Below are 23,713 nucleotides of genomic sequence, written 5' to 3'. Positions count from 1 at the left end.
CGCGGGAGGGCAACCTTATCTGTCAGCCGGGTGCGATGGCGCAGCGCAAAAGGCCGTCCTGCAAGGCCTGTGGATCGAGCTCGGCGGCCAGGATCAGCTCTATCCGGCTGTCCTTGCGCCAGGCGCTGGGCGTCCAGGGCGCCGGATCGACAGTACGGTTGCAAGCCAGCCAGGCCTCCTCGGCGTGCAGCACCGCCTTGGCCCGCAACAGGCCGGGAAGCCCGGCCAGCCAGGCGTCCAGCTCGGACGTATGGAAGCGCCAGTCGCGGTGGAAGCGCCAGCCGACCGCCTGTCTTCCCTCTTCGACGCGCACCTGGCGCAGCGGCGATTCGCGGCGCAACAGCATCGCAGGTTCGCCAGAGGAGGCGCCCTGCGGCAAATCAGCGCCGGCGGCCTCGACGGGGGTCTGCGGCAGCTCGTCCAGCGACAGCTGGCCCTGGCTGGTCCAGCGCAGCGACAGCGCCGGCAAATGCGCTGCCAGGGCCGCACGCGCTTCGTCGTCCAGCCCCTCGGACTTGTTCATCAGCAACACGGCCGCCTCCCCCAGCGCCTGACGCTGCGCCTCGGGCAGCGGTTGCCCGGCGGCCAGCGCGGCGGCGTCGAGCACCATCAGTAACGGCTGAACGGCCAGCACGCCCTGCCAGGGCGCCGCGCGCAGTTGCGCCAGCAACTGCGCGGGGTGACCGAGGCCGGAGGGCTCGATGAACAGCCGCTGCGGCCGGGCCTTGCGCAATAGCCGGCCCAGGCCGACCTGGAACGGCGCGCCGTTCACGCAGCACAGGCAGCCGCCGGCGACTTCGCCCAGGGCGATGCCATGGTCGTCGCGGGACAGCAGCGCGGCGTCCAGACCGACCTGGCCGAATTCGTTGACCAGCACGGCCCAGCGCTCGCCCGCCGGACGTTGCGCCAGCAGGGCCTGCAGCAGGCTGGTCTTGCCCGCTCCGAGGGGGCCGGCGATGAGATGAGTCGGGATCTGCTTCAACATTCGCCCATGGTGCCGCCTGACGCTCGCCGGGAAAAGCGCTAGAGTCGCGGCTTCGTCACGCCACCCCGGATCGACCATGCGCCTGCTCATGCCTCTTGCCCTCGCCTGCCTGCCCCTGCTCGCCCACGGCGAGGCCTGCGTGGTGCACACCCAGGGCAAGGACGTCGACGTGAAGGTCTGCCAGCAAAACCGCACCATCCCGGAAAAACTCTTCCGCGAGGGCTTCTGCCAGCCGCAGCTCAAGGACCAGAAGGTCGAGGTGGCCTACGCCGAGAACTGCCCCAGCGGCGCCTTCGGCGTCTGCGAGAATGCCCAGACCCAGGGCGTGCCCTACCGCCAGGACATCCACTACTACGGCGTGGCGAGTGACGCGCGCATCCTCCAGCCGTTCTGCGAGAGCCAGAGCAACGGCCACTGGCGCAAGGGCGAGTAACGGTCATCGCCCTGTCACACAGCTCGGGCTTACTGTCGACGGGTACCTCACACCCTCCCGGCACCCCACGCCGGACATGATCTTGGTGAATCGGGCCGCTCTCTCGGGGTGGCCCATTTTTTTTGCCGCACGAAACCTTGCGTAGGAGCGGACTCCGTCCGCGATCGCTCACAGCCACTTCGCGTTCCAGAAGGGCCCGCGCGGAAAAAGGCGCTCCTACCGAAATATCGCACTGGGGCACGCCCTCTCCCCCCGCCCTCTCCCTGAAGGGAGAGGGAGCCGTCCGTGCAGGCTGACGCTAAGGTTTCAATCCTGCTCCAAACCAGTCCCCTCTCCTTTCAGGGAGAGGGTTAGGGAGAGGGCAAGCCACCACGCAGGAGTTGACGTAAGCGGGCGATGCCCGCGATCACTCACAGCCACTTGGCACTCCAGAAGGGATAATCACCCACCCGCAGGAGCAATCCCGTTCACGATGTAGCGCGCCATGGGCACGACCAGCGCGAAAGAGCCCTCCTACGCGGAATATCGCAATGAGGCACGTCCTCTCCCCCGCCCTCTCCCTGAAGGGAGAGGGAGCCGTCCGTGCCGGCTGACGCTAAGGTTTCAATCCTGCTCCGAACCAGTCCCCTCTCCCTTCAGGGAGAGGGTCAGGGAGAGGGAGATTCCTGGTACAGGGCAACAGATGCGGACGGTGGCTCTCGATCCAAAAACCGGGCCCGAAGCGCTTGTCGGACAATCCAAATGAGCATCACGCCTGGCTCTCCCACGGCTCGAACGGGTCGGGCAGGCACTTCCATGCGGTCGTGCCGGCGGCCAGTTCCTCGTCATCCAGCAGGCAATCGTCCAGTTCCGCGAACAGGCGCCGGAAGTCCAGGTTCTGGCCGATGAACACGAGCTCCTGGCGGCAATCACCACTCTCCCAGTGCCAGTGGCGCAGCACGCCCTGCAGCTCGGTGGTGTCCTGCGGCCAGTGCTCGCGCGGGACGAAGCGCCACCAGCGCCCGGCCAGGCCGTGGCGCATCAGGCCGCCGGCCTGCGACCAACTGCCCGCTTCGCGGTAGCGGCTGGCGAGCCAGAAAAATCCCTTGGAACGCAGCAGCCGGCCATTGCTCCAGGGCTGGGCGAGGAAGTCATGGAAGCGCTGCGGGTGAAAGGGCCGGCGCGCGCGATAGACGCTGGAGGCGATGCCATAGGCCTCGGTCTCCGGCAGGTGCTCGCCGCGCAGCTCCTTGAGCCAGCCGGGCGCCCGTTCGGCGCGCTGGAAGTCGAAGCGGCCAGTGTCGAGGATGGTCGCCAGCGGCACCTGGCCCATGACCATGGGCTGGATATCGGCGTCGGGGTTGAGCCGGCGCAGGATCGCCAGCAGTTCCTCGCGCTCGGCACTGCCGATCAGGTCGATCTTGCTCACCAAGATCACGTCGGCGAACTCCACCTGCTCCACCAGCAGGTCGCTGAGCGAGCGCTCGTCGTCCTCGCCGAGGGTTTCGCCGCGCTCGGCGAGGCTGTCGGCGCCCTGGTAGTCGGCGAGGAAGTTCACACCGTCGACCACCGTGACCAAGGTATCCAGCCGCGCCAGGTCCGACAGGCTGCGGCCCTGCTCGTCGCGAAAGGTGAAGGTCTCGGCCACCGGCAGCGGTTCGGAAATACCGGTGGACTCGATCAGCAGATAGTCGAAGCGGCCCTCGCCGGCAAGGCGGCTGACCTCTTCCAGCAGGTCCTCGCGCAGGGTGCAGCAGATGCAGCCGTTGCTCATCTCCACCAGGCGCTCCTGGCCCCGGTTGAGGCTGACATCGCGTTGTACCTCGCGGCCGTCGATATTGATTTCGCTCATGTCGTTGACGATGACCGCGACCTTGAGGTTCTCGCGGTTCTTCAGCACGTGATTGAGCAGCGTGCTCTTGCCGGCGCCGAGAAATCCGGACAGGACAGTAACGGGGAGTGGGGCGTTCACGGTGGGCTTCTCCAAGGATGTCAGGCTTCGCGGATGTGCAGTTCGCGCCGTTCCTGGCGCTCCTTGGCCTCGACGCACAGCGAGGCAGTGGGGCGCAGCAGCAGGCGGCGCAGGCCGATCGGTTCGCCGGTTTCCTCGCACCAGCCGTAATCGCCGCGGGCCAGGCGCTCCAGCGACTGGTCGATCTTGTCGAGCAGCTTCTTCTCGCGTTCCAGCAGGCGCAGTTGCCACAGGCGCGACTCCTCGCGACTGGCGACATCGGCTTCGTCGCTGGCCTGCTCGGGGTCCTGAAGTGCCTGGAATTCTTCTTCGATGCGGACCTGCAGCTCGTCGCGCTGGTCCAGCAGCAGTGCGCGGAAATAGCCCTGTTGTGCCTCGCTCATGTAGGCCTCGCCAGGCTGGGCGAGCAGTTCCTGTTCGGTCATGACCGTCTCCGGAAGGGAGTGATCTTTTATGTTATATTATAACAATTCGAACTCGACAATAGCCTGCCGACATGCGATACCGAAACGCTGCTCCACCCGCCTCCCGAGACCTCCGATGCTGCGCCGCGCCCTGTTGTTCTGCCTGTTCGCACCCCTCGCCCACGCCAGCGGTGCCGCGCCACTGCCCTTCCCCGGCGAGGAACCGGCGCGCTGTGCCTGGTCGGCGTCGGTTCTGGCCTGCATGGACGATTCAGGGAATCTCTACAGCGTCGCCACCCAGGGCCATGACACGTACCTGCGAGGTTTCGAGGCCAGCAGCGGACGGCGCTGGGCGCAGACGGGCACGCGGTACGGCAGCCTGACCTTCTTCAGCGGAGTGACCAACGACGGCCAGGTGTGGGTCGGCACCAGCCGCGGCATCGGCTGGACCCATATCAGCCGCTTCAGCAGCTCTTCGGGTGACAGCGCACGGTTGACCTGCGGCCGGGTCAGCGGCTGCAAGCAGCAGCCGCGCTGAAGACTCTTGCGGGATGGTCGGGAAGCAAATACGTTATATTATAACAATTTCCAATCGTGACCCGCCCATGACCGCGCTGCTTCCCGATATCGCCTGCCAATCCACCCGCCTGCCCATCCCGCTCGACTGGGTCGGCATGCACGGCATCGCCGTGCCGCTGCGTATCGCCGGCGAGCGCGTTGCCGCCTATGCCGATGCCAGCGTCAGCCTCGACGAAGCGGAGGCGCGCGGCATTCACATGTCACGTCTGTACCTGGCGCTGGAGGCGCTGGCGGAAGCGGAGCTTTCACCCGCCCTGCTGCGTGACCTGCTCAAGCAGTTTCTCCGCAGCCACGCGCAGCTCTCCCGCCGCGCGCGCCTGGCACTGCGTTTCGAACTGCTGCTGCGACGGCCGGCACTGGTGAGTCCGCTGAGCGGTTGGAAGCGCTATCCCTGCGAGATCCATGCGCAGCTTGAGGACGATGCGCTGCAGTTGGAGTTGCGTCTGAGCCTGCCCTATTCCTCGACCTGCCCGTGCTCGGCGGCACTCGCTCGGCAGTTGATCCAGGAGCGCTTCGACAGCGACTTCGCGGGCCGCCCGCTGAAGGCGAGCGAGGTCCGCGCCTGGCTAGGCAGCCCGCAGGGCATAGTCGCCACGCCGCATAGCCAGCGCAGCGAGGCACAGTTGCAGGTGCAACTCGGCCCGACCGCGCAGGCATTCGCCTTCAGCGAGCTGATCGATCAAGCCGAAGCAGCCCTCGGCACCGCCGTGCAGACGGCGGTGAAACGCGCCGACGAACAGGCCTTCGCCCTGGCCAACGGGCAGAACCTGATGTTCTGCGAGGACGCCGCACGCCGGCTGCACCGGGCGCTGCTGCAGCGCGAAGAGGTGTCAGGTTTCGAGGTGCGCGTGGTGCACGCGGAAAGTCTGCACGCCCACGATGCGGTAGCGGTGAGTCGCTGGAGGCGCGACTAGACGCCGAGGTCGAGCGCCAGACGAATCTGGTCGCGACACTGGATGCCGTTCTCGTAGATCGGCTCGGGATAATGCCGCACGAAGTGATCCGTCTCGATGCCAACGATGCGGAAGCCCAGGCGCTGGTACAGGCCGAGTTGGGCCAGGCTGGAGTTGCCGGTGGCGATGGTCAGGCGCTGCAGGCCGGCCTCGCGCGCCTGCTCGATGGCCGCCAGCAGCAGGCGCCGGCCCAGGCCGCGCTCCTGCCATTCGTCCTCCACCGCGACGCTGGTGATTTCGGCGACGCCGGGCTCGCGGGGCGTCAGCGTCAGTACGCCACGGACGGAGTCCGCCTCGTTCAGCGCCAGCAGGCGGGAGTCAGGCAGGTAGGTCTCGATCTGTTCGCGGCTGGGATCGGCCTTGAGCAACAGCGACCAGGGCGCCTGCGCGGGCGAGAGTTCGACAAGGGACAGGTCCGGGAAGAAATTCACCATGATTCGTTTACCAAAGAGTCAGTGGGAAAAGGGGGTTTAGCCTCCCGATCCCCTCGATGCAAGCCTTTTGCTCCACGCCGGAAATGCATCGGGCCCGGCAAGCCGGGCCCGATGGCAGGCCCTGAACAGGCTCAGGTGTAGAGGTCGCGACGGCTCCAGGGCACCTCGTGGCCTCCGTCGGCGTGCGGCTTGCTGGCAAGGATCTGGTGCAGGTTGATCCAGCCTTTCTTGAAGCCATAGGCGCAACCGGCGAGGTAAAGCCGCCAGATACGCAGGGCCTGCTCGGGCACCAGTTCCGCTGCCTCGGCCAATTTCGCCTCGAGATTGGCACTCCAGAAATCCAGGGTACGCGCGTAATGCAGTCGAAGGCCTTCGACGTCGACGACTTCGAGCCCCGTCTCGCTCATCCGCGCGACAGCCAGAGACAGGTGCGGCAGCTCGCCATGGGGGAACACGTAGCGGTCGATGAAGTCCCCGGCGCCGCGCCCGACGGGCCGACCCTCCGTATCGCTGGAGGTGATGCCGTGGTTCATCACCAGCCCGCCCGGACGGACGGCTTCGTACAGATGCTGGAAATAGAGGCCGAGGTTGGCATGGCCGACATGCTCGAACATGCCGACGCTGACCACCTTGTCGTAGCGGCCATCGCGCGGAAGGTCGCGATAGTCCAGCAACTCCAGCGTCACCTTGCCTTCCAGGCCGTCGGCCTTGACCCGCTCGCGGCCCAGCTTGAGCTGCTCTTCGCTCAAGGTGATGCCGTGCACCTGCGCGCCGAATTCACGGGCGGCCAGACGCGCCAGCCCGCCCCAGCCGCAGCCGACATCGAGCAGCTTCTCACCCGGTTTCAGGCGCAGCTTGCGGCACAGGTGGCGCAGCTTGGCCAGCTGGGCCGTGGCGAGGTCTTCGTTGCCGGTCTCGTAGTAGGCGCAGGAGTACACCATCTCCGGGTCGAGCCAGAGCTGGTAGAACGCGTTGGACAGGTCGTAGTGGTAATGGATGGCTTCGGCGTCCGTCGCCTTGTCGTGACTTTCGCGCACAAAATCGGCGGCGCTGTCGTCATCGCCCAGCGCCGCACTCAGGGCGTCGGCGGTAGCGATCACTTCGCCGATCGGCCCCTCGATGTCCATGCGGTTCTCGACGTAGGCACGACCGAGCATATCGAGGCTGGGATGGGTGATCTCGGTCAGCAACGTGGGATCGCGAACCACGAGAGTTACCTGCGGGTCGGGGCCCAGGTCGAACGCCTGGGCCTCGCCGATGCGGATGCGCAGCGGCAACTGCAGGGACAGCAACTCAGAGGGCAGATTGGCTTTCATGCAAACCTCCTGGTCACAGGGCTGAAAAACTATAGACCAGCTACTCCATAGTCTTCCCCTATGGCCCGGTCCGCAAAAAACTATCGGGCTTCGGCCCGCCGATACCTCTGCAGTGGAGTCCGGCGAACCCCAGGGCGTTCCCAAAAAGAACGCGCCGAACGATAGCTCGCTACGCAAGCGTAGCAGCCGCTGTGTCGATCATCATTGCCACCCCTGAGATAGAGCCTTTCCCGGTCAGCAAGGATGACGCCGGCGTGACAGTTCGTCGCTCCATTGCACTACACTGACGCTCCCTCCGCATGCATTCCGGCCGGAGGACCTCTGCCGTCCAAGGGGGCTGTCTTGACTACCTTCTCAGCGCCGCGTCCAGCGGTCCGCACCGTGCTGGTGGGACTGATGCTGGCGATCTTCCTCGGTGCGCTCGACCAGACCATCGTCGCCGTGTCCCTGCCGGCGATTTCCGCAGGTTTCGGCGATTTCGACCTGCTGGCCTGGGTCATCTCCGGCTACATGGTGGCGATGACCATCTCCATGCCGATCTACGGCAAGCTCGGCGACCTCTACGGCCGCCGCGTGCTGATGCTCTTCGCCATCGGCCTGTTCACCTTCGCCTCGCTGCTCTGCGGCGCGGCCCAGAGCATGGAGCAGCTGGTGCTCGCCCGCGTCCTGCAGGGCATCGGCGCCGGCGGCATGATGTCGGTGAGCCAGGCGATCATCGGCGATATCGTCCCGCCGCGCGAACGCGGCCGCTACCAGGGCTATTTCAGCAGCATGTACGCGGTGGCGAGCATCGCCGGCCCGGTGCTGGGCGGGCTGCTCACCGAGTACCTGTCGTGGCGCTGGGTGTTCCTGATCAACCTGCCGGTGGGCCTGGTCGCCCTCGCGGTGTCGCGCCAGACCCTGCGCGGCCTGCCAGTGCCGGGGCGCAAGCCGGTGATCGACTACCTCGGCACGATGCTGATGATCGCCGGCCTGGGCAGCCTGCTGCTGGCGATCACGGAGGTTGGCCAGGGCGCGCGCTGGAACGACCCACAGATGCTCGCACTGTTCACTGCCGCGCTGCTGCTGATCGCCTTGTTCGTCATGCAGGAGCGGCGCGCGCCTGAACCGCTGGTGCCGATGCACCTGTTCGGCATTCGCGCCGCCACGCTGAGCTGGCTGATCAGTTTCTTCGCCAGCTTCCAGGTCATCTCGCTGTCGGTGCTGGTGCCGCTGCGCTTCCAGTCGGTGACCGGCGCCGGCGCAGACAGCGCCGCGCTGCACCTGCTGCCGCTGGCCATGGGCGTGCCGATCGGCGCGTACTGTTGCGGCCGGTTGACGGCGATCATCGGCCGCTACAAGCCGCAGATCGTCGGTGGCGGTTTGCTGATGCCCCTGGCGATTGCCGGTCTGGCACTGACACCACCGAGTGCCTACCTCGTTTCAGGAATCTGCATGCTGCTGACCGGCATCGCCGCCGGCACGCAGTTCCCCACCAGCCTGGTGGCGGCGCAGAGCGCCGTGGAGGCGAAGCACCTGGGTGTGGCGACCAGCAATATCACGCTGTTCCGCTCACTGGGCGGGGCGGTGGGGATCGCGCTGATGTCCGCGTTGCTGCTGGCGATGCTGCAACCGCTGGCGGGCGAGGCGGGTCACGGGCTGTCGGCCAGCGCGCTGCTGGCCAGCCTCAGCGGAGCCGGCCACGAAGCGCAGCGGCTCACGCTGGATGGGGTATTCGGCCACCTGTTCCTGATCAACGCAGGCTTCGGCGCCCTGGCCCTGCTGATCGCCCTGTCGCTGCCCGACCACGCCCTGCGCGGCCGCGGCAACGACTAGCGCTGCCGGCGCAGGTCAGTCCTCGTCGTTGAGGTAGCTGACCTTGCGCAGATCCGGCAGTAGCAGACAGACCACCAGCGCCACGCCGCACATGACCGAAACGTAGATATAGAACACCTCTTCCATGCCCATGCTCTTCAGGCCCAGCGCGGCGTATTCGGCGGAGCCGCCGAAGATCGCGTTGCCCACCGCGTAGGACAGGCCCACACCCAGCGCGCGGATCTGCGGCGGGAACATCTCTGCCTTGATCAGGCCGCTGATCGAGGTGTACAGGCTGACGATGGCCATCGCCAGGATGATCAGGCCGAACGCCGCGTAGGGGCTGCTGACGGTCTTCAGCGCCGCAAGTATCGGCCAGGTGCAGAGCATGCCCAGGGCGCCGAACCAGAGCATCGAGGTCTTGCGCCCGATGCGGTCGGACAGCGCGCCGAACAGCGGCTGCATGCACATGTAGCAGAACAGCGCGAAGGTCATGACGCCGCTGGCCACCTTCGGGTCCATCCCGGCGGTGTTCACCAGGTATTTCTGCATGTAGGTGGTGAAGGTGTAGAAGATCAGCGAGCCGCCGGCGGTGAAGCCGAGCACGGTGAAGAAGGCGCGCTTGTGGTGGGCGAACAGTTCGGTGAGCGTGCCCGATTCCTTGCGCTTGAGGTTGGATTCCTTGGCCGTCTCGTTCAGCGAGCGGCGCAGGTAGAAGGCGATCACCGCAGTGATGGCGCCGACCACGAAGGGAATCCGCCAGCCCCACTCGCGCAGTTCCTCGGTGGTCAGCAGCTGCTGCAGGATCACCACCACCAGCACGGCCAGCAGCTGGCCGCCGATCAGGGTCACGTACTGGAACGAGGCGAAGAAGCCGCGCTGGCCCTTGAGCGCCACCTCGCTCATGTAGGTCGCGCTGGTACCGTACTCACCGCCCACGGAGAGGCCCTGGAACAGCCGCGCGAGCAACAGCAGCGCGGGCGCCGCCACGCCGATGGTGGCGTAGGTCGGCATGACTGCGATTGCCAGCGAACCGCCGCACATCATCAGCACCGAAATCATCATCGCGGTCTTGCGGCCCTTCTTGTCGGCGATGCGGCCGAACAGCCAGCCACCGATCGGACGCATCAGGAAGCCTGCAGCGAACACCCCGGCGGTGTTGAGCAACTGCACCGTCGGATCGTCCGACGGAAAGAAGGCATGGGCGAAGTACAGCGCGGTGAAGGCGTAGACGTAGAAGTCGAACCACTCCACCAGGTTGCCCGACGAGGCGCCGACGATGGCAAGGATGCGCGAGCGGCGCTCGTGGGCGGAATACTGCGGTGCGGCAGGTGTGTTCATGGGGATTCTCTTGTCAGTTATTGCTTTTGCAGGTCCTTGCGACGTCGATGTCCATGGACGGAAATCCCTCTGCCGCCCCGTATCTGCATCTGACCCCAACGACGGGATTTTTCGCCGACACATTCGGAAACAGTATAGACACCTCCGATAGCCGGCTAACGAATTCCGCGGATTTCCGCAGCCTTTCGGTTCGAATATCGGACAGTTGTGAACGAGCGTTTGTCGTTTCCGATTGACCGGCCAGTAGCCAGCTTCTATCGTTGGCCCGCTCCCGGCCCTGCGGGAGACTTGTCAGGTACCCCTCGCAGGGCAGGAGCCCGACCTTGTCCACAAGACAAGGTCGATTTCCATTCCCCTCGTGTAGCGGCTCAAGCCGCCTGGCCTCGGTGCCCCGTCCACACCCCCGGACGTGCAGGCACCGGGGGAATGTTGATCCCCTTCCCTTTGAACCCCCGTGTCCCAGAAACGAAAAAAGGCCCCCGAAGGGACCTCTTTGTCGTCACGCCTGAGCGCGCCTGTTCCGGCCCCTAATGCTCATTCCACCGTCACGGATTTCGCGAGATTACGCGGCTGGTCGACGTCCGTGCCCTTGAGCACGGCAACGTAGTAGGACAGCAGCTGCAGCGGCACGGTGTAGAGGATCGGCGCAAGGCAATCGTGGATCGCCGGCATGCCCACCACATGGGTGCCTTCGCCATTGGCGATGCCGCTGCCGCCCTCGGCGAAGACCACCAGCTCGCCGCCCCGGGCGCGGACTTCCTGCAGGTTGGATTTGAGCTTCTCCAGCAGTTCGTTGTTCGGCGCCACGGTCACTACCGGCATGTCGGCGTCGACCAGCGCCAGCGGGCCGTGCTTGAGCTCGCCGGCCGGATACGCTTCGGCGTGGATGTAGGAGATTTCCTTGAGCTTCAGCGCGCCTTCCATCGCCACCGGGTACTGCGCGCCGCGGCCCAGGAACAGGGTGTGGTGCTTCTCGGCGAACAGCTCGCTGACCTTCTCCACCACCTTGTCCATTGCCAGGGCTTCTTCCAGGTGCGTCGGCAGGCGGCGGAGCTCGTTCACCAGCTCGGCTTCGACGCCGTCATTCAGGCGTTTCTGCACCTGGCCGATCCCGAGGGTCAGTAGCAGCAGGGCGACCAGCTGGGTGGTGAAGGCCTTGGTGGACGCCACGCCGATTTCCGGGCCGGCATTGGTCAGCAGGGTCATGTCCGACTCGCGCACCAGCGAGCTGGTGGCGACGTTGCAGATCGCCAGGCTGGAGAGGAAGCCCAGTTCCTTGGCGTAGCGCAGCGCGGCCAGGGTATCGGCGGTCTCGCCGGACTGGGAAATGGTGACGAACAGCGAGTCCGGGTGCACCGCGACCTTGCGGTAGCGGAATTCGCTGGCGACCTCGACCTGGCAGGGAATGCCGGTCAGGCTCTCCAGCCAGTAACGGGCGACCATGCCGGCGTGGTAGCTGGTGCCGCAGGCGACGATCTGCACGGTGCGAACCTTGGCCAGCAGCTCGCGGGCCTGCGGGCCGAAGTTGTCCACCAGCACCTGCCCGCTGCCCAGGCGGCCTTCGAGGGTGCGCTGCACCACCGCCGGCTGCTCGTGGATCTCCTTGAGCATGAAGTGGCGGTAGCCGCCCTTGTCGGCTGCCTCGGCGCCTTCGTGGTAGCGCACTTCCTCGCGCTGCACCGGATCGCCGTTTACGTCCCAGAGTTGCAGGCCGTCGCGGCGGATTTCGGCAATGTCGCCCTCTTCCAGATAGATGAAGCGGTCGGTGACCTGGCGCAGCGCCAACTGGTCGGAGGCGAGGAAGTTCTCGCCGTGGCCCAGGCCCACTACCAGCGGGCTGCCACTGCGGGCGGCGAGGATGCGATCGGGCTGCCTGCTGCTGATCACCGCCAGACCATAGGCGCCATGCAGTTCCTTGACCGCAGCCTTGAGCGCGACGGTCAGGTCGCCCAGTTCACCCAGGCGCAGGTGCAGCAGGTGGGCGATGACCTCGGTGTCGGTCTGCGAGGTGAATACGTAGCCACGCGCCTTGAGCATTTCGCGCAGGGGTTCGAAGTTCTCGATGATGCCGTTGTGCACCACCGCCACTTCGCCATGGGAGAAGTGCGGGTGGGCGTTGGCCTCGGTGGGCGCGCCGTGCGTCGCCCAGCGGGTATGGGCAATGCCCAGACGGCCGAGCAGCGGCTGCTCATCGATGGCCAGTTCGAGGCTGGAAACCTTGCCCGCGCGACGCCGGCGATCCAGCGCGCCGCTGTTATCGATCACCGCCACACCGGCGCTGTCGTAACCGCGGTACTCCAGGCGCTTGAGGCCTTCGACGAGGATCGGGGTGATATTGCGCTCGGCGATGGCGCCTACGATTCCACACATGGCTTGGGTCTCCTGTCAGTCTTCGCAGCGCGCGCGGATCACTTTCACGCCGCGCGTCTGGATCAGTTCGAACGCTTCATCGCTCAGGCGTTCGTCGGTAATCAGGGTCTGGACGCTGCTCCAGGGCAGCTCCAGGTTGGGAATGCGCCGGCCCAGCTTGTCGGCCTCGGCCATGACGATCACCTCGCGGGCGACCTCCGCCATGACCCGGCTCAGGCCCAGCAGTTCGTTGAAAGTCGTCGTGCCACGCTCGATGTCCAGCCCGGTGGCGCCGATGAACAGCTGATCGAAATCGTAGGAGCGCAGCACCTGTTCGGCCACCTGGCCTTGGAACGACTCAGAGTGCGGGTCCCAGGTGCCGCCGGTCATCAGCAGTACCGGCTCGCGCTCAAGCTCGCGAAGGGCATTGGCGACGCTCAGCGAATTGGTCATCACTACCAGGCCGGGCTTGCGGCCCAGTTCCGGGATCAGCGCGGCGGTGGTGCTGCCGCTGTCGATGATGATCCGCGCGTGCTCACGGATGCAGGCAGCCGCAGCGCGGCCGATGGCCTGCTTGTAGCGCGACAGCGGCTGGCTCGGCTCGGCGATCAGTTCATGGGGCATCGGCACCGCTCCACCGTAGCGGCGCAGCAGCAGGCCGTTGCCTTCCAGGGCAGCCAGGTCCTTGCGGATGGTCACCTCGGAGGTGGCGAAGCGGCGCGCGAGATCGTCCACGCTGACCTCGCCCTGTTCGGCAAGCAGCGCCAGGATGTCATGGCGGCGTTGGGGAGTATTGCGTTTCGACATGAACGATTAAGTTTCGATTAGAAAGATAAGCGTGCGAATCAAAACTCAAGTTCTTTCGTTCGTCAAGAATTTCCGGGACGAAAGGAAGCGAGCTTCTGTAGGAGCGGACTTCGTCCGCGAGGCTGCCGGCAGCGGCGTGGGTCGCGAGCAGGCCTGCTCCTAGAGGAAGCGCCGTGGGCTCAATCGACTTCGAGGCGATTGCGCCCACCGCGCTTGGCGCGGTACAGCGCCTGGTCGGCACGCTCGAACACCGCTTCGGCGCGCTCGCCGTCGCGGAAAGCGGTCAGCCCCGCCGAGCAGGTGATGCTCAGGCGCTCGCCCTTGAAGTGGAACGGGCACGCCTCGATGGCGCCACGCAGCACGTCGAGCAGTTGCTGTCCGCCCGCCAGCGGTGTGGCCGGCAGCAGCACGACGAACTCTTCGCCGCCGTAGCGGGCGATGAAGTCGGTCTTGCGCACACGCTTGGCCAGCTCGTTGGCGATGATCTTCAGCACCTTGTCGCCGGCCAGGTGGCCGAAGTCGTCGTTGATGCGTTTGAAATGGTCGACATCGATCACCGCCAGCAGCAGGTCGCCGCCGTGGCGCTGCCAGCGCGAAACTTCCAGCTCCAGGCGCTCGGTGAGGGCGGCGCGGTTGGGCAGGCCGGTCAAGGGGTCGGTCATGGCCTTCTGGCGCTGGTCCTCGATGTTCGCCTGGAAGGTGCGGGCTTCCTCTTCCATGCTGGCGACGCGGGTCACCAGCGACTGGATGCGCTCGCCCACTTCGCGTTCACGGACCTCGCGCTCCTCGCGGAAGCGGTCCATGGTGCCGACCAGCCCCTGCAGGCGCGACTCGACGTTGCGCTTGAGGCCTTCCAGGTCGGTGGCCTCCAGTACGCTTTCCTTCAGGCCGCTGACTTGCTCGCGCAGGGTGTCGTCCAGCGCGCGGGCGCTGGAACGGGTGCCGCTATGGTTTTCCTGCACCGCCTGCAGGCCGTCGAGAAAGGCCCCCAGGCGGTCGTTGAGCTGATGCAGGTAGCCTTCGAACTCGCGCTGACCGCTGTCGTTGAGTGAGAGGACCAGCACGCCGAGATCGTCCAGCACCGGCACCAGTTCGTACCAGTTGAGGCTGCCATGGATGCGCGAACGCAGGGCCTCGGCCTGGATCTGCTGGGCGGCCGGCAGGTGCATTTCATCGAGCAGCCGCAGCAGGCTCGCCTCGATGTGCGGCGCCACGGCGCTGTAACCGGGCTCCGGGCGCGGCGGCAGGGCGTAGGGATCATTCGCCTGCTGCGCGTCCTCGCGCGTACCGAACAGGCCGGGCGGGAGCGGCAGGCTGTCCAGCAGCACCGGTTCATCGCGGCCGGCCGGCTCTAAGGTCGAAGCCAGGCCGGGCACCGTCGTCGGCGATTCTGCAGGCGCGACCGGCGAAGGCTCAGCAATGGGCTTTGCCGTCACGGCCGGGGCCACCGCTTCGGCCGGGATCGCGATGGGCGCAGCCACCGCTTCAACCGCAGCGGACCCGGCCAGTGCGGGTGCGGCTGACTGCGATAAGACAGGCGCCGGCTCCGCTTCCGGTTCCGGTTCCGCGCCGAGCGCGGCAGCTGCGGCGGCAGGCTTGGCGCGCGGCGCTTCGGACGCTTCCGCGTCATCACTGTCTCGGCTGCCGAACAACCGCTGCAGGAATCCGGGGCGCTGCTCGCCGCCACCATCGCCAAAATGGTCCAGCACCTGGCGCTGCAGGCGGCTCAGCTCGCTCAGCAGCGCCGGCAGTTCCCGGGAGCTGCTGGCGCGACTGGGGATGTCCTTGGCCAGGCGCTTGAGCGGCTTGCGCACATCGCCCGGCATGTCCACGGTCAACAACTGCTGGGAAAGCTGGCTCAAGGCGGCGATGTTCTGTTCGACGCGCTGCTGGCGGCGCTGCTCGGAATCGAGCACGGCCTTCTCCAGCTGGGGGATCAGGCGCGACAGGCCGGCGTCCATGTCGTCGCGGCGCAGCACCTCGCGCAGCTCCTTCATGCAGGCATCCACCACCTTGTCGCTGCCTTCGGCAGCCAGGCTGCTGCGCACCAGGCCGCGGCGCAGCAGGTCGAGGCGGGCATCCCAGCGGCGCTCGAGCTTTTCCTGCTGCTCGAGGTTATCCAGGTATTTCTGCTTCCAGCGTTGGTCGTCGTCGCGACTCATTCAGGGGCCTCGCCGCGCAAGGCGAGCGACGAGGACGAACGCAGGGCATCCGGCAGGCGGATTTCCACGGCCACCGGCAGGTGGTCGGAAATCGGATGCGGGAGGACACTGACGCGCTCCAGCGCCAGCTCGGAACTGAGCAGTATGTGGTCCAGGCAGCGCTGCGGGCGCCAACTGGGGAAAGTAGCCTCGACCTGCGGGGCGATCAGCTGGAGGTCGCGCAGCGGCGAGCTTTCCAGCAGGTCAGTGGCATGGGTGTTCATGTCGCCCATCAGCACATGATGGCGGTAGTCCTGCAGCAGTTCGCGGATGTAGGCCAGCTGCCGGGTGCGGGTCCGCGCGCCGAGTGCCAGGTGCATCATCACCAAGGCCAGCGCGTCCTTGCCTTCGCCGAAGCGCATCAGGATCGCGCCGCGTCCGGGCGGGCCGGGCAGCGGATGGTCTTCCAGGGCGGTGGGCTGCAGACGGCTGAGCAGGCCGTTGCTGTGCTGGGCAATGCGCCCGAGATTACGGTTGAGCTGCTGGTACCAGTAAGGGAAGGCACCGAGCTGGGCCAGGTGTTCGACCTGGTTGATGTTGCCGGAGCGGATGCTGCCGCCATCGGCTTCCTGCAGGGCGACCACGTCGTAGTCGTGGAGCAGCTCGCCGATGCGCTGCAGGTTGCTGGCGCGTCCAGCGGCCGGCAGCAGGTGCTGCCAGCCGCGGGTCAGGTAGTGGCGGTACCTTTCGGTACTGATACCCACCTGGATATTGAAGCTGAGCAGGCGTAGCCGGCCGTCGTCGGGCAGGCCAGCGGGAGCGCCATGGGCGGCGTTCACCCGCGGGACACAGGCCCCTGCGACACGATCACGAGTCCGCCGGCGCAGCATCGTCGTCGGACCTTACTGAGCAGCCTTGGCGCTGGCGCGTTCCTTGGCGATCAGCTGGTCAGCCAGCTGCAGCGCCTCGTCCGGGCCACCGGCCGAGCCGATGTCGAAACGGTACTTGCCATTGACCACCAGGGTCGGCACGCCACTGATCTGGTAGGCCATCGCCAGCTTCTTGGCCTTCTCGATCTGGCCCTTGATGGCGAAGGAGTTGTAGGTGCTGAGGAACTTGGCCTTGTCCACGCCCTGTTCGGCGACGAAGTCAGCCATTTCTTCCGGGGTGGTCAGGGCTTTCGGGTTGTTGTGCAGTTTCTCGAAGATCGAGTGGTGCACCTTCTTCTCCACGCCCATGGATTCCAGAGTCAGGAACAGCTGGCCGTGGATGTTCCACAGACCGCCGAACATGGCGGGGATACGCACGAAGTGAACGTCGGCCGGCAGCTTCTCGACCCACGGGTTGATGGTCGGTTCGAACGCATAGCAGTGCGGGCAACCGTACCAGAACAGCTCCACCACCTCGATCTTGCCGGGCTGCGAGACCGGGACGGCCTGGTTCAGCTCGGTGTAGTTCTTGCCCGCTTCGAAGTCGGCGGCGTTCGCGTTGACGGCGAACAGGCCGGCGAAGGCAAGAGCGGCGGTGAAAATCAGGTTACGCATGGTTCACTCCTTGGCTGAGCGGAACCGCCACGCTGTGCGAGGCGGGATGAAGCGGTTTGACCGCAGGGGCCAGACACGGTTCGAAGCATTGTAGTGGGGGCGGATGCAAAAAAGGGCAGCCGAAGCCACCCTTTTTTTCGAAGCAGTTTTCGTTCCGGCGTTTGCGCCAGATGGCTGCTTAGTGCAGGCCTTCGATGTAGCTGGAGATCGCGGCGATGTCCTTGTTGGACAGCTTGGCGGCGATGCTGCGCATGATCATGGCGTCGCCGTCGTTGGTGCGCTCGCCTTCGCGGAAGGCGGTCAGCTGCTTGGCAGTGTAGGCCGCGTGCTGGCCACCCAGGTGCGGGAAGCCGGCTTCGGCGTTGCCCTGGCCAGCCGGGTTGTGGCAACCGGTGCAGGCCGGCATGCCTTCGGCGAGCTTGCCGCCACGGAACAGGGCTTCGCCCTGGGCGACCAGCTTGGGATCGGCGGCGCCGACGCTGCCGTTCTGGCTGGAGAAGTAGGCGGCGATGTCTGCCAGGTCCTGGTCGCTCAGGTTGGTCAGCAGGCCGGTCATTTCCAGCACGGTACGCTTGCCATCCTTGATGTCGTGCATCTGCTTGAGCAGGTAACGCTCACCCTGCCCGGCCAGTTTCGGGAAGTTGGGCGCCATGCTGTTGCCATCGGCGCCGTGGCAGGCCCCACAGACAGCAGCTTTCGCCTGACCGGCCTTGGCATCGCCAGCGGCGTGCGCGACACCGACAAGACCCAGGGTCAACAGCAGACTCACGATCAATTTGTTCATCAGCTAATCCAATAACGGCTAAGGGTGAAAGAGTAAGGCCTGGGAGTTACTTCGACATCCACTGGATAATTGTCTGGTAATCCTCGGCGCTGCAGTCGGTGCACAGGCCGCGAGGCGGCATCGCGTTGAAACCGTTGGTCACGTGTTGCACCAGCGTGTCCATGCCCTTGTCCAGACGCGGCTTCCAGGCGGCGGCGTCGCCCTTCTTCGGCGCCATTGGCAACTGACCATTGTGGCAGGCGCCACAGGCTCTGTTGAAAACGGCTTCCGGATCCTGGGCCGCCAGGGCGCTGGATGCCAGCGCGGCAACGATGGCTGCGAACAGCAGTTTCTTCATGATTATCCTCATCGCAGGGAACATCCGCGTTCTTGTTTGCGCGGACTCCAACGTTCCCGTGTGGCTCGACCCTGGGGGATAAAGCGCACACAAAATCCGCGGCATTATATACTTCCGATGCCCAAACGGAAACGAAACCGCCCCCCGCGACACCGCGTCGCACCCGCTGCGAAGTCACTCATGTCCTCGAAGAACGCTACGAAAAACCCGATTCTCGGCCTCTGCCAACAGGCCACTTTCCTTATTTCCGCCGCCAAGGTGAACCAGTGCCCGGAAGACTCCGGCCTGGAAGTCGCCTTCGCCGGCCGCTCCAACGCGGGCAAGTCCAGCGCGCTGAATGCGCTGACCCACGCGAACCTCGCGCGCACCTCCAAGACTCCCGGCCGCACCCAGCTGCTGAACTTCTTCCGCCTGGATGACGAACGCCGCCTGGTCGATTTGCCCGGCTACGGCTACGCCAAGGTGCCGATTCCACTGAAGCTGCACTGGCAGCAGCACCTGGAAGCTTATCTCTCCAGCCGCAATGCGCTAGCCGGTGTGGTGCTGCTGATGGATATCCGCCACCCGCTGACCGATTTCGACCGCCTGATGCTCGACTGGGCCCAGGCCAGCCAGCTGCCGATCCACGTGCTGCTGACCAAGGCCGACAAGCTGGCCTATGGCGCGGCGAAGAACGCGCTGCTCAAGACCCGCAAGGAAATTCTCGACGGCTGGGGCGATGTCGCCACCCTGCAGCTGTTCTCGGCACCCAAGCGCCAGGGCGTGGAAGAGGCGCAGCTGGTCCTGGCCGGCTGGCTGGGCCTGCTGGACGAGGAAGAAGAGGAGGCCGCCGAGGAGGCCTGAGGCCAAATCGCAGGCAAAAAAAACCCCGAGCTTCGTATGGGGAGGGGGAAGTTCGGGGTTTAAGTCCGGACCGCTAGGGCGGGGTCCAGTAATCTGCCAACACTAAACACTGCAAAGGAGCATCGAAGGGCTTCACCAGCCATTCACGAGTTCTGACTCGGCTCTTCGCGGGAAAGTTCAGCGGGTCACGGAAGTTTTTTCCGGGCTCACGCCAAAGGACCCGAACAATCGTGCCAGAAGGCCCGGCAGGCGGGCCCTTTGACCGTTCGTCCGGTCGTCAGTGCGCCTCGTCCCAGTTCGCACCGACGCCCGCTTCGACGACCAGCGGTACGTCCAGCTGGGCCGCGCCGCTCATCAGCGGGCGGATCGCGTCCCGGACCTGATCGATCAGATCCTCGCGCACTTCCAGCACCAGTTCGTCGTGTACCTGGAGGATGACGCGGGCATCGATGCCGCTGTCCTGCAGCCAGTTATCCACAGCCACCATGGCGCGCTTCATGATGTCCGCGGCCGTGCCCTGCATCGGTGCGTTGATCGCGGTGCGCTCGGCCGCCTTGCGCATGGCGCCGTTCTTCGAGGCAATCTCCGGGAGGTACAGGCGGCGGCCGAACAGCGTCTCGACGAAGCCTTGCTCGGAAGCCTGGGCGCGGGTGCGCTCCATGTACGCCAGCACGCCCGGGTAGCGGGCGAAGTAGCGATCGATGTAGGCCTGGGCCTCCTTGCGGTCGACACCGATCTGCTTGGCGAGGCCGAAGGCGCTCATGCCGTAGATCAGGCCGAAGTTGATCGCCTTGGCGCTGCGGCGCTGGTCGCCCGTCACCTCGTCCAGCGGCACGCCGAAGACTTCGGCGGCGGTGGCACGGTGTACGTCGCGGTCGTGGCGGAAGGCGTCCAGCAGGCCTTCGTCCTTGGCCAGGTGAGCCATGATGCGCAGTTCGATCTGCGAGTAGTCCGCCGCCAGCAGCTTGTAGCCCTTAGGCGCGACGAAGGCCTGACGGATGCGACGACCCTCGGCGGTACGGATCGGGATGTTCTGCAGGTTCGGGTCGCTGGAGGACAGCCGACCGGTTGCGGCCACCGCCTGGTGGTAACTGGTGTGGATGCGTCCGGTGCGCGGATTGATCTGCTCGGGCAGCTTGTCGGTGTAGGTGCTCTTGAGCTTGCTCATGGAGCGATACTGCATGATCACCTTGGGCAGCTCGTAGTCCTGCTCGGCCAGCTCGGCAAGAACGTTCTCGGCGGTGGACGGCTGGCCGGTGGCGGTCTTGGAGAGCACCGGCAGGCCCAGCTTTTCATAAAGGATGGCGCCCAGCTGCTTGGGCGAGCCGAGGTTGAACTCCTCACCCGCCAGGTCATAGGCCTGGCGTTGCAACTCGACCATCTTCTCGCCCAGCTCGACGCTCTGCTTGCCGAGCAGGTTGGCGTCGACCAGTGCGCCGTTGCGCTCGATACGCGCCAGCACCGGCACCAGCGGCATCTCGATCTCGGTGAGGACCCTGGCCAGCGACGGGATCGCCTCCAGCTTCTGCCACAGTGTCTGGTGCAGGCGCAGGGTGACGTCGGCATCCTCGGCGGCGTAGGGGCCGGCCTGTTCCAGGGCGATCTGGTCGAAGGTCAGCTGCTTGGCGCCCTTGCCGGCAATGTCCTCGTAACGGATGGTGCCGTGGCCGAGGTACTTCAGCGCCAGGCTGTCCATGTCGTGGCGGGTCGCGGTGGAGTCCAGCACGTAGGACTCGAGCATGGTGTCGAAGGCGATCCCCTGCACGGCGATGGGCGTCGAGGCGTTGGCCAGGACGTTCATGTCGTATTTGGCATGCTGGCCGATCTTGCGCTTGTCCGGGTCTTCCAATAGCGGCTTTAGCGCGCGCAGCACGGTGTCGCGGTCCAGCTGGGCGGGCACGCCCATATAGCTGTGGGCCAGTGGCACGTAGGCGGCCTCGCCTTCCTGCACGGCGAAGGAGACCCCCACCACCTGCGCCTGCTGGGCGTCGATGCTGGTGGTCTCGGTGTCGAAGGCGATCAGCTCGGCGGCTTCCAGCTTCTTCAGCCAGACATCGAATTGCGCCTGCTCAAGAACGGTGTCGTACTTCGCAGTGGCCTGGATGGACACGGTCTCGGCATCGCCGCCGCCCTCCTCCTTGGCTTCGCGCAGCAGGTCGTCCAGCCAGTTCTTGAACTCCAGTTCGCGATACAGGCCGATCAGCGCCTCGCGCTGCGGCTCGCCGGGGTGCAGCGCGTCAATTTCGACGTCCAGCTCGACGTCGGTCTTGATGGTCGCCAGTTCATAGGAGAGGAAGGCCATCGCGCGATGTTCTTCCAGTTTGGCCGGCAAGCCCTTGGCGCCGCGGATCGGCAGTTCGGGGACCTTGTCGAGGCTGGCATACAGCACGTCCAGGCCGCCGCCGACGCCCACCAGCAGGCCGAGCGCGGTCTTCTCGCCGACGCCGGGCACGCCGGGAATGTTGTCCACCTTGTCGCCCATCAGCGCGAGGTAATCGATGATCAGCTCAGGACCGACACCGAATTTCTCTTTTACGCCATCGGGGTCGAGCACGCTTCCGGTCATGGTGTTGACCAACGTAATGTGGCCGTCGACCAGCTGCGCCATGTCCTTGTCGCCGGTGGAGATCACCACCGCGCGCCCCAGCGCCGCGCTGCGACGGGCCAGGGTGCCGATCACGTCGTCCGCCTCTACGCCGTCCACGCACAAGAGCGGCAGGCCCAGCGCCCGCACGCTGGCGTGCAGCGGCTCGACCTGTACGCGCAGATCATCCGGCATCGACGGGCGGTTGGCCTTGTACTCGGCGAACAGCGCATCGCGAAAGGTCGGCCCCTTGGCATCGAAGACCACCGCGAAGGGGCTGTCCGGGTATTGCTTGCGCAGGCTCTTGAGCATGTTCAGCACGCCCTTCACCGCGCCGGTGGGCATGCCGGTGGAGGTCATCAGCGGCGGCAGGGCATGGAAAGCGCGATACAGGTAGGACGAGCCGTCCACGAGGACGAGGGGTGCTTGGCTCATGAGGGGAATCAACCTTTTCAGAAGGGCTCGGGCTAAAATGTCCGTAGCCAATTCGACAAAGGGACAAGGTTATCATGCGTACGTTGAACCGCCTGTTGCTCGCCGCGCTGCTGGGTCTTGGCGCGACCACCGTGTTGGCGGCGGACGATGCCCCGACGCCGGAACCGGATGTGACCATCCGCCAGGAAGGCGACAAGACCATCCAGGAATACCGCGTGAACGGCTTTCTCTACGCCATCAAGGTCATCCCCAAGCATGGCAAGCCGTACTTCCTGGTGCGCCAGGACGGCAGCGATGGCAATTTCATCCGCTCGGACCAGCCCGACAAGCTGATCCCGCAGTGGCAGATCTTCAGCTGGTAAACCCTCCCCTCCACGACGCTCCAGAGGATTGAGCATGTCGGTATTCACCCCTCTGGAACGTCCGGCCCTGGAAGACTTCCTCGCCCCCTACGGCCTCGGCCGCCTGCGCGACTTTCGCGGCATCGCCGAAGGTTCGGAGAACAGCAATTTCTTCGTCAGCCTCGAGCGCGGCGAATTCGTACTGACCCTGGTGGAGCGCGGGCCGGTGCAGGAGATGCCGTTCTTCATCGAACTGCTGGACGTGCTGCACGAGGCCAACCTGCCGGTGCCCTATGCCTTGCGCACCAAGGATGGCGAGGCGTTGCGCCAGCTCGAAGGCAAGCCGGCGCTGCTGCAGCCGCGCCTGGCTGGCCGCCACGAACGCTCGCCGAACAACCATCATTGCCAGGAAGTCGGCGACCTGCTGGCGCGCCTGCACCTCGCCACCCGCGAGCGGATCATCGAGCGCCCCAGCGACCGTGGCCTGAGCTGGATGCTGCATGAAGGCGAGGCGATGCAATCGCACCTGTCCGGCAACGCCGCGACCCTGCTCGGCGATGCCCTGGAAGAAATCGCCCGCCTGCTCGCCGAACAACCGGCCCTGCCCCGCGCCAACCTGCACGCCGACCTGTTCCGCGACAATGTGCTGTTCGACGGTCCGCACCTGGCGGGGGTGATCGACTTCTACAACGCCAGCTCCGGCTGGATGCTCTACGACCTGGCGATCACCGTGAACGACTGGTGCTCGACGGACGACGGCACCCTCGATGGCCCGCGCGCCCGCGCCCTGCTGGCCGCCTATGCGGCCAAGCGGCCGTTCACCGCGCTGGAGGCCGAGCTGTGGCCAGAGATGCTGCGGGTGGCATGCGTGCGTTTCTGGCTGTCACGGCTGATTGCGGCCGAGGCGTTTGCCGGGCAGGACGTGCTGATCCACGACCCGAGCGAATTCGAGCGGCGGCTGGAGCAGCGGCAGAAGGTGGAGATTCATTTGCCGTTTGCGTTGTGACCCTGGATTTTATCGCGACGCGGGACCTGTAGGAGCGAGCTTGCTCGCGAACCAACTCCACTCCGGGGCCGTTCGCGAGCAAGCTCGCTCCTACAGAAGAGCAGTCCGGTGTGAAGCGGGGGGCGTAAATATCTAGCTCGGAGCTGGCATCCCTGCCGTTGCACCTCTGCTCAAGGCCAACCCCGGCCCTGCCATCCATGGCCGGTCGTTCGCGGGGCGACGCCGCATGCGGGCATAAAGATCTAATTCGGAGCTGGCATCCCTGCCGTTGCGCCCCTGCTCAAGGTCAACCCCGGCCCTGCCATCCATGGCCGGTCGTTCGCCCTTCAAAACGCATGCGTTTTGAGCGGGC

The 23,713-nt window shown here is 65.8% G+C and carries 21 protein-coding genes; 7 read left to right on the top strand and 14 right to left on the bottom strand.

Annotated features, from left to right (window positions below; all coding sequences use genetic code 11):
• Positions 1-22 precede the first annotated feature (22 nt).
• Entirely contained in the window at positions 23-985 is a 963-nt protein-coding gene (locus tag C167_RS0126070) for a CobW family GTP-binding protein (protein ID WP_017521260.1), read from the bottom strand.
• Positions 986-1,061: 76 nt separating this feature from the next.
• Between C167_RS0126070 and C167_RS0126065 the strand changes: the two genes are divergently transcribed.
• Complete coding sequence (locus C167_RS0126065; RefSeq protein WP_017521259.1) at positions 1,062-1,418, top strand: hypothetical protein; 357 nt, start codon at positions 1,062-1,064, stop codon at positions 1,416-1,418.
• Positions 1,419-2,166: 748 nt separating this feature from the next.
• On the opposite strand, the gene zigA is transcribed toward C167_RS0126065, so the two are convergent.
• A complete protein-coding gene (gene zigA, locus C167_RS0126060; protein WP_026079288.1) occupies positions 2,167-3,369 on the bottom strand; it encodes a zinc metallochaperone GTPase ZigA in 1,203 nt (400 codons plus the stop codon).
• A 20-nt stretch (positions 3,370-3,389) separates the two neighbouring features.
• Entirely contained in the window at positions 3,390-3,794 is a 405-nt protein-coding gene (gene dksA, locus C167_RS0126055) for an RNA polymerase-binding protein DksA (protein WP_017521257.1), read from the bottom strand.
• Positions 3,795-3,912: 118 nt separating this feature from the next.
• On the opposite strand from dksA, the gene C167_RS0126050 reads away from it, so the two are divergent.
• Together C167_RS0126050 and folE2 are read left to right on the top strand one after the other, a co-directional pair.
• Positions 3,913-4,311: a hypothetical protein gene (locus C167_RS0126050; protein ID WP_026079287.1), complete on the top strand. Its 399-nt coding sequence runs from the start codon at positions 3,913-3,915 to the stop codon at positions 4,309-4,311.
• A 67-nt stretch (positions 4,312-4,378) separates the two neighbouring features.
• Complete coding sequence (folE2, locus tag C167_RS0126045) at positions 4,379-5,266, top strand: GTP cyclohydrolase FolE2 (RefSeq protein WP_017521255.1); 888 nt, start codon at positions 4,379-4,381, stop codon at positions 5,264-5,266.
• Here folE2 and C167_RS0126040 read toward each other — a convergent pair.
• Both C167_RS0126040 and cfaB read right to left on the bottom strand, forming a co-directional pair.
• Positions 5,263-5,739, bottom strand: coding sequence for a GNAT family N-acetyltransferase (locus C167_RS0126040; protein ID WP_017521254.1), 477 nt, complete (start codon positions 5,737-5,739; stop codon positions 5,263-5,265). The two genes, folE2 and C167_RS0126040, sit on opposite strands and share 4 nt — an antisense overlap.
• A gap of 131 nt (positions 5,740-5,870) precedes the next feature.
• Positions 5,871-7,055, bottom strand: a complete 1,185-nt coding sequence (gene cfaB / locus C167_RS0126035; protein ID WP_017521253.1) for a C17 cyclopropane fatty acid synthase CfaB — start codon at positions 7,053-7,055, stop codon at positions 5,871-5,873.
• A 342-nt stretch (positions 7,056-7,397) separates the two neighbouring features.
• On the opposite strand from cfaB, the gene C167_RS0126030 reads away from it, so the two are divergent.
• On the top strand, positions 7,398-8,870 hold the full coding sequence (locus tag C167_RS0126030) for an MDR family MFS transporter (protein WP_026079286.1): 1,473 nt from the start codon (positions 7,398-7,400) through the stop codon (positions 8,868-8,870).
• A 15-nt stretch (positions 8,871-8,885) separates the two neighbouring features.
• Here the strand turns inward: C167_RS0126030 and C167_RS0126025 are convergent, their stop codons facing one another.
• The 8 genes from C167_RS0126025 to C167_RS0125990 form a co-directional block, all read right to left on the bottom strand.
• On the bottom strand, positions 8,886-10,190 hold the full coding sequence (locus C167_RS0126025; RefSeq protein ID WP_017521251.1) for an MFS family transporter: 1,305 nt from the start codon (positions 10,188-10,190) through the stop codon (positions 8,886-8,888).
• Between the two features lie 534 nt (positions 10,191-10,724).
• A complete protein-coding gene (gene glmS / locus C167_RS0126020) occupies positions 10,725-12,560 on the bottom strand; it encodes a glutamine--fructose-6-phosphate transaminase (isomerizing) (RefSeq protein WP_017521250.1) in 1,836 nt (611 codons plus the stop codon).
• 15 nt (positions 12,561-12,575) lie between these two features.
• Complete coding sequence (locus C167_RS0126015; protein ID WP_017521249.1) at positions 12,576-13,346, bottom strand: DeoR/GlpR family DNA-binding transcription regulator; 771 nt, start codon at positions 13,344-13,346, stop codon at positions 12,576-12,578.
• A gap of 179 nt (positions 13,347-13,525) precedes the next feature.
• Positions 13,526-15,508: a GGDEF domain-containing protein gene (locus tag C167_RS0126010; protein WP_017521248.1), complete on the bottom strand. Its 1,983-nt coding sequence runs from the start codon at positions 15,506-15,508 to the stop codon at positions 13,526-13,528.
• Positions 15,505-16,377 carry an endonuclease/exonuclease/phosphatase family protein gene (locus C167_RS0126005; RefSeq protein WP_026079285.1) on the bottom strand — a complete coding sequence of 291 codons (873 nt, stop codon included), beginning with the start codon at positions 16,375-16,377 and terminating at the stop codon, positions 15,505-15,507. The genes C167_RS0126010 and C167_RS0126005 overlap by 4 nt, the downstream gene beginning before the upstream one ends.
• A gap of 12 nt (positions 16,378-16,389) precedes the next feature.
• Positions 16,390-17,031 (bottom strand): thiol:disulfide interchange protein DsbA/DsbL, encoded by a 642-nt coding sequence (locus tag C167_RS0126000; RefSeq protein WP_017521246.1) that lies wholly within the window; start codon positions 17,029-17,031, stop codon positions 16,390-16,392.
• A gap of 178 nt (positions 17,032-17,209) precedes the next feature.
• A complete protein-coding gene (locus C167_RS0125995; protein ID WP_017521245.1) occupies positions 17,210-17,815 on the bottom strand; it encodes a c-type cytochrome in 606 nt (201 codons plus the stop codon).
• 46 nt (positions 17,816-17,861) lie between these two features.
• Positions 17,862-18,152 carry a c-type cytochrome gene (locus tag C167_RS0125990; RefSeq protein ID WP_017521244.1) on the bottom strand — a complete coding sequence of 97 codons (291 nt, stop codon included), beginning with the start codon at positions 18,150-18,152 and terminating at the stop codon, positions 17,862-17,864.
• A gap of 180 nt (positions 18,153-18,332) precedes the next feature.
• Here C167_RS0125990 and yihA point away from each other — a divergent pair, with 180 nt between their 5' ends.
• Positions 18,333-18,995 carry a ribosome biogenesis GTP-binding protein YihA/YsxC gene (yihA, locus tag C167_RS0125985; protein WP_017521243.1) on the top strand — a complete coding sequence of 221 codons (663 nt, stop codon included), beginning with the start codon at positions 18,333-18,335 and terminating at the stop codon, positions 18,993-18,995.
• Positions 18,996-19,272: 277 nt separating this feature from the next.
• On the opposite strand, the gene polA is transcribed toward yihA, so the two are convergent.
• On the bottom strand, positions 19,273-22,014 hold the full coding sequence (gene polA, locus C167_RS32970) for a DNA polymerase I (RefSeq protein ID WP_017521242.1): 2,742 nt from the start codon (positions 22,012-22,014) through the stop codon (positions 19,273-19,275).
• Positions 22,015-22,088: 74 nt separating this feature from the next.
• On the opposite strand from polA, the gene C167_RS0125970 reads away from it, so the two are divergent.
• Both C167_RS0125970 and C167_RS0125965 read left to right on the top strand, forming a co-directional pair.
• The gene (locus C167_RS0125970) at positions 22,089-22,376 is read left to right on the top strand and encodes a DUF2782 domain-containing protein (RefSeq protein WP_017521241.1); all 288 of its coding nucleotides are present in this window, start codon (positions 22,089-22,091) and stop codon (positions 22,374-22,376) included.
• A 34-nt stretch (positions 22,377-22,410) separates the two neighbouring features.
• Positions 22,411-23,361 carry a homoserine kinase gene (locus C167_RS0125965; RefSeq protein WP_017521240.1) on the top strand — a complete coding sequence of 317 codons (951 nt, stop codon included), beginning with the start codon at positions 22,411-22,413 and terminating at the stop codon, positions 23,359-23,361.
• The last annotated feature ends 352 nt before the right edge of the window (positions 23,362-23,713 follow it).

The sequence above is a fragment of the Pseudomonas nitroreducens TX1 genome, from assembly GCF_000313755.1.
Taxonomy (GTDB): domain Bacteria; phylum Pseudomonadota; class Gammaproteobacteria; order Pseudomonadales; family Pseudomonadaceae; genus Pseudomonas; species Pseudomonas nitroreducens_A.
Note: the sequence above shows the minus strand (reverse complement) of the source record. Positions and strands in the feature narration are given on the sequence as shown.

Excerpts from the sequence above, each read along its gene's own strand:
- C167_RS0126070 (WP_017521260.1), bottom strand. The coding sequence starts at position 985 with ATGTTGAAGCAGATCCCGACTCATCTCATCGCCGGCCCCCTCGGAGCG.
- C167_RS0126065 (WP_017521259.1), top strand. The coding sequence starts at position 1,062 with ATGCGCCTGCTCATGCCTCTTGCCCTCGCCTGCCTGCCCCTGCTCGCC.
- dksA (WP_017521257.1), bottom strand. The coding sequence starts at position 3,794 with ATGACCGAACAGGAACTGCTCGCCCAGCCTGGCGAGGCCTACATGAGC.
- folE2 (WP_017521255.1), top strand. The coding sequence starts at position 4,379 with ATGACCGCGCTGCTTCCCGATATCGCCTGCCAATCCACCCGCCTGCCC.
- C167_RS0126040 (WP_017521254.1), bottom strand. The coding sequence starts at position 5,739 with ATGGTGAATTTCTTCCCGGACCTGTCCCTTGTCGAACTCTCGCCCGCG.
- cfaB (WP_017521253.1), bottom strand. The coding sequence starts at position 7,055 with ATGAAAGCCAATCTGCCCTCTGAGTTGCTGTCCCTGCAGTTGCCGCTG.
- C167_RS0126025 (WP_017521251.1), bottom strand. The coding sequence starts at position 10,190 with ATGAACACACCTGCCGCACCGCAGTATTCCGCCCACGAGCGCCGCTCG.
- glmS (WP_017521250.1), bottom strand. The coding sequence starts at position 12,560 with ATGTGTGGAATCGTAGGCGCCATCGCCGAGCGCAATATCACCCCGATC.
- C167_RS0126015 (WP_017521249.1), bottom strand. The coding sequence starts at position 13,346 with ATGTCGAAACGCAATACTCCCCAACGCCGCCATGACATCCTGGCGCTG.
- C167_RS0126010 (WP_017521248.1), bottom strand. The coding sequence starts at position 15,508 with ATGAGTCGCGACGACGACCAACGCTGGAAGCAGAAATACCTGGATAAC.
- C167_RS0126005 (WP_026079285.1), bottom strand. The coding sequence starts at position 16,377 with ATGCTGCGCCGGCGGACTCGTGATCGTGTCGCAGGGGCCTGTGTCCCG.
- C167_RS0126000 (WP_017521246.1), bottom strand. The coding sequence starts at position 17,031 with ATGCGTAACCTGATTTTCACCGCCGCTCTTGCCTTCGCCGGCCTGTTC.
- C167_RS0125995 (WP_017521245.1), bottom strand. The coding sequence starts at position 17,815 with ATGAACAAATTGATCGTGAGTCTGCTGTTGACCCTGGGTCTTGTCGGT.
- C167_RS0125990 (WP_017521244.1), bottom strand. The coding sequence starts at position 18,152 with ATGAAGAAACTGCTGTTCGCAGCCATCGTTGCCGCGCTGGCATCCAGC.
- yihA (WP_017521243.1), top strand. The coding sequence starts at position 18,333 with ATGTCCTCGAAGAACGCTACGAAAAACCCGATTCTCGGCCTCTGCCAA.
- polA (WP_017521242.1), bottom strand. The coding sequence starts at position 22,014 with ATGAGCCAAGCACCCCTCGTCCTCGTGGACGGCTCGTCCTACCTGTAT.
- C167_RS0125970 (WP_017521241.1), top strand. The coding sequence starts at position 22,089 with ATGCGTACGTTGAACCGCCTGTTGCTCGCCGCGCTGCTGGGTCTTGGC.
- C167_RS0125965 (WP_017521240.1), top strand. The coding sequence starts at position 22,411 with ATGTCGGTATTCACCCCTCTGGAACGTCCGGCCCTGGAAGACTTCCTC.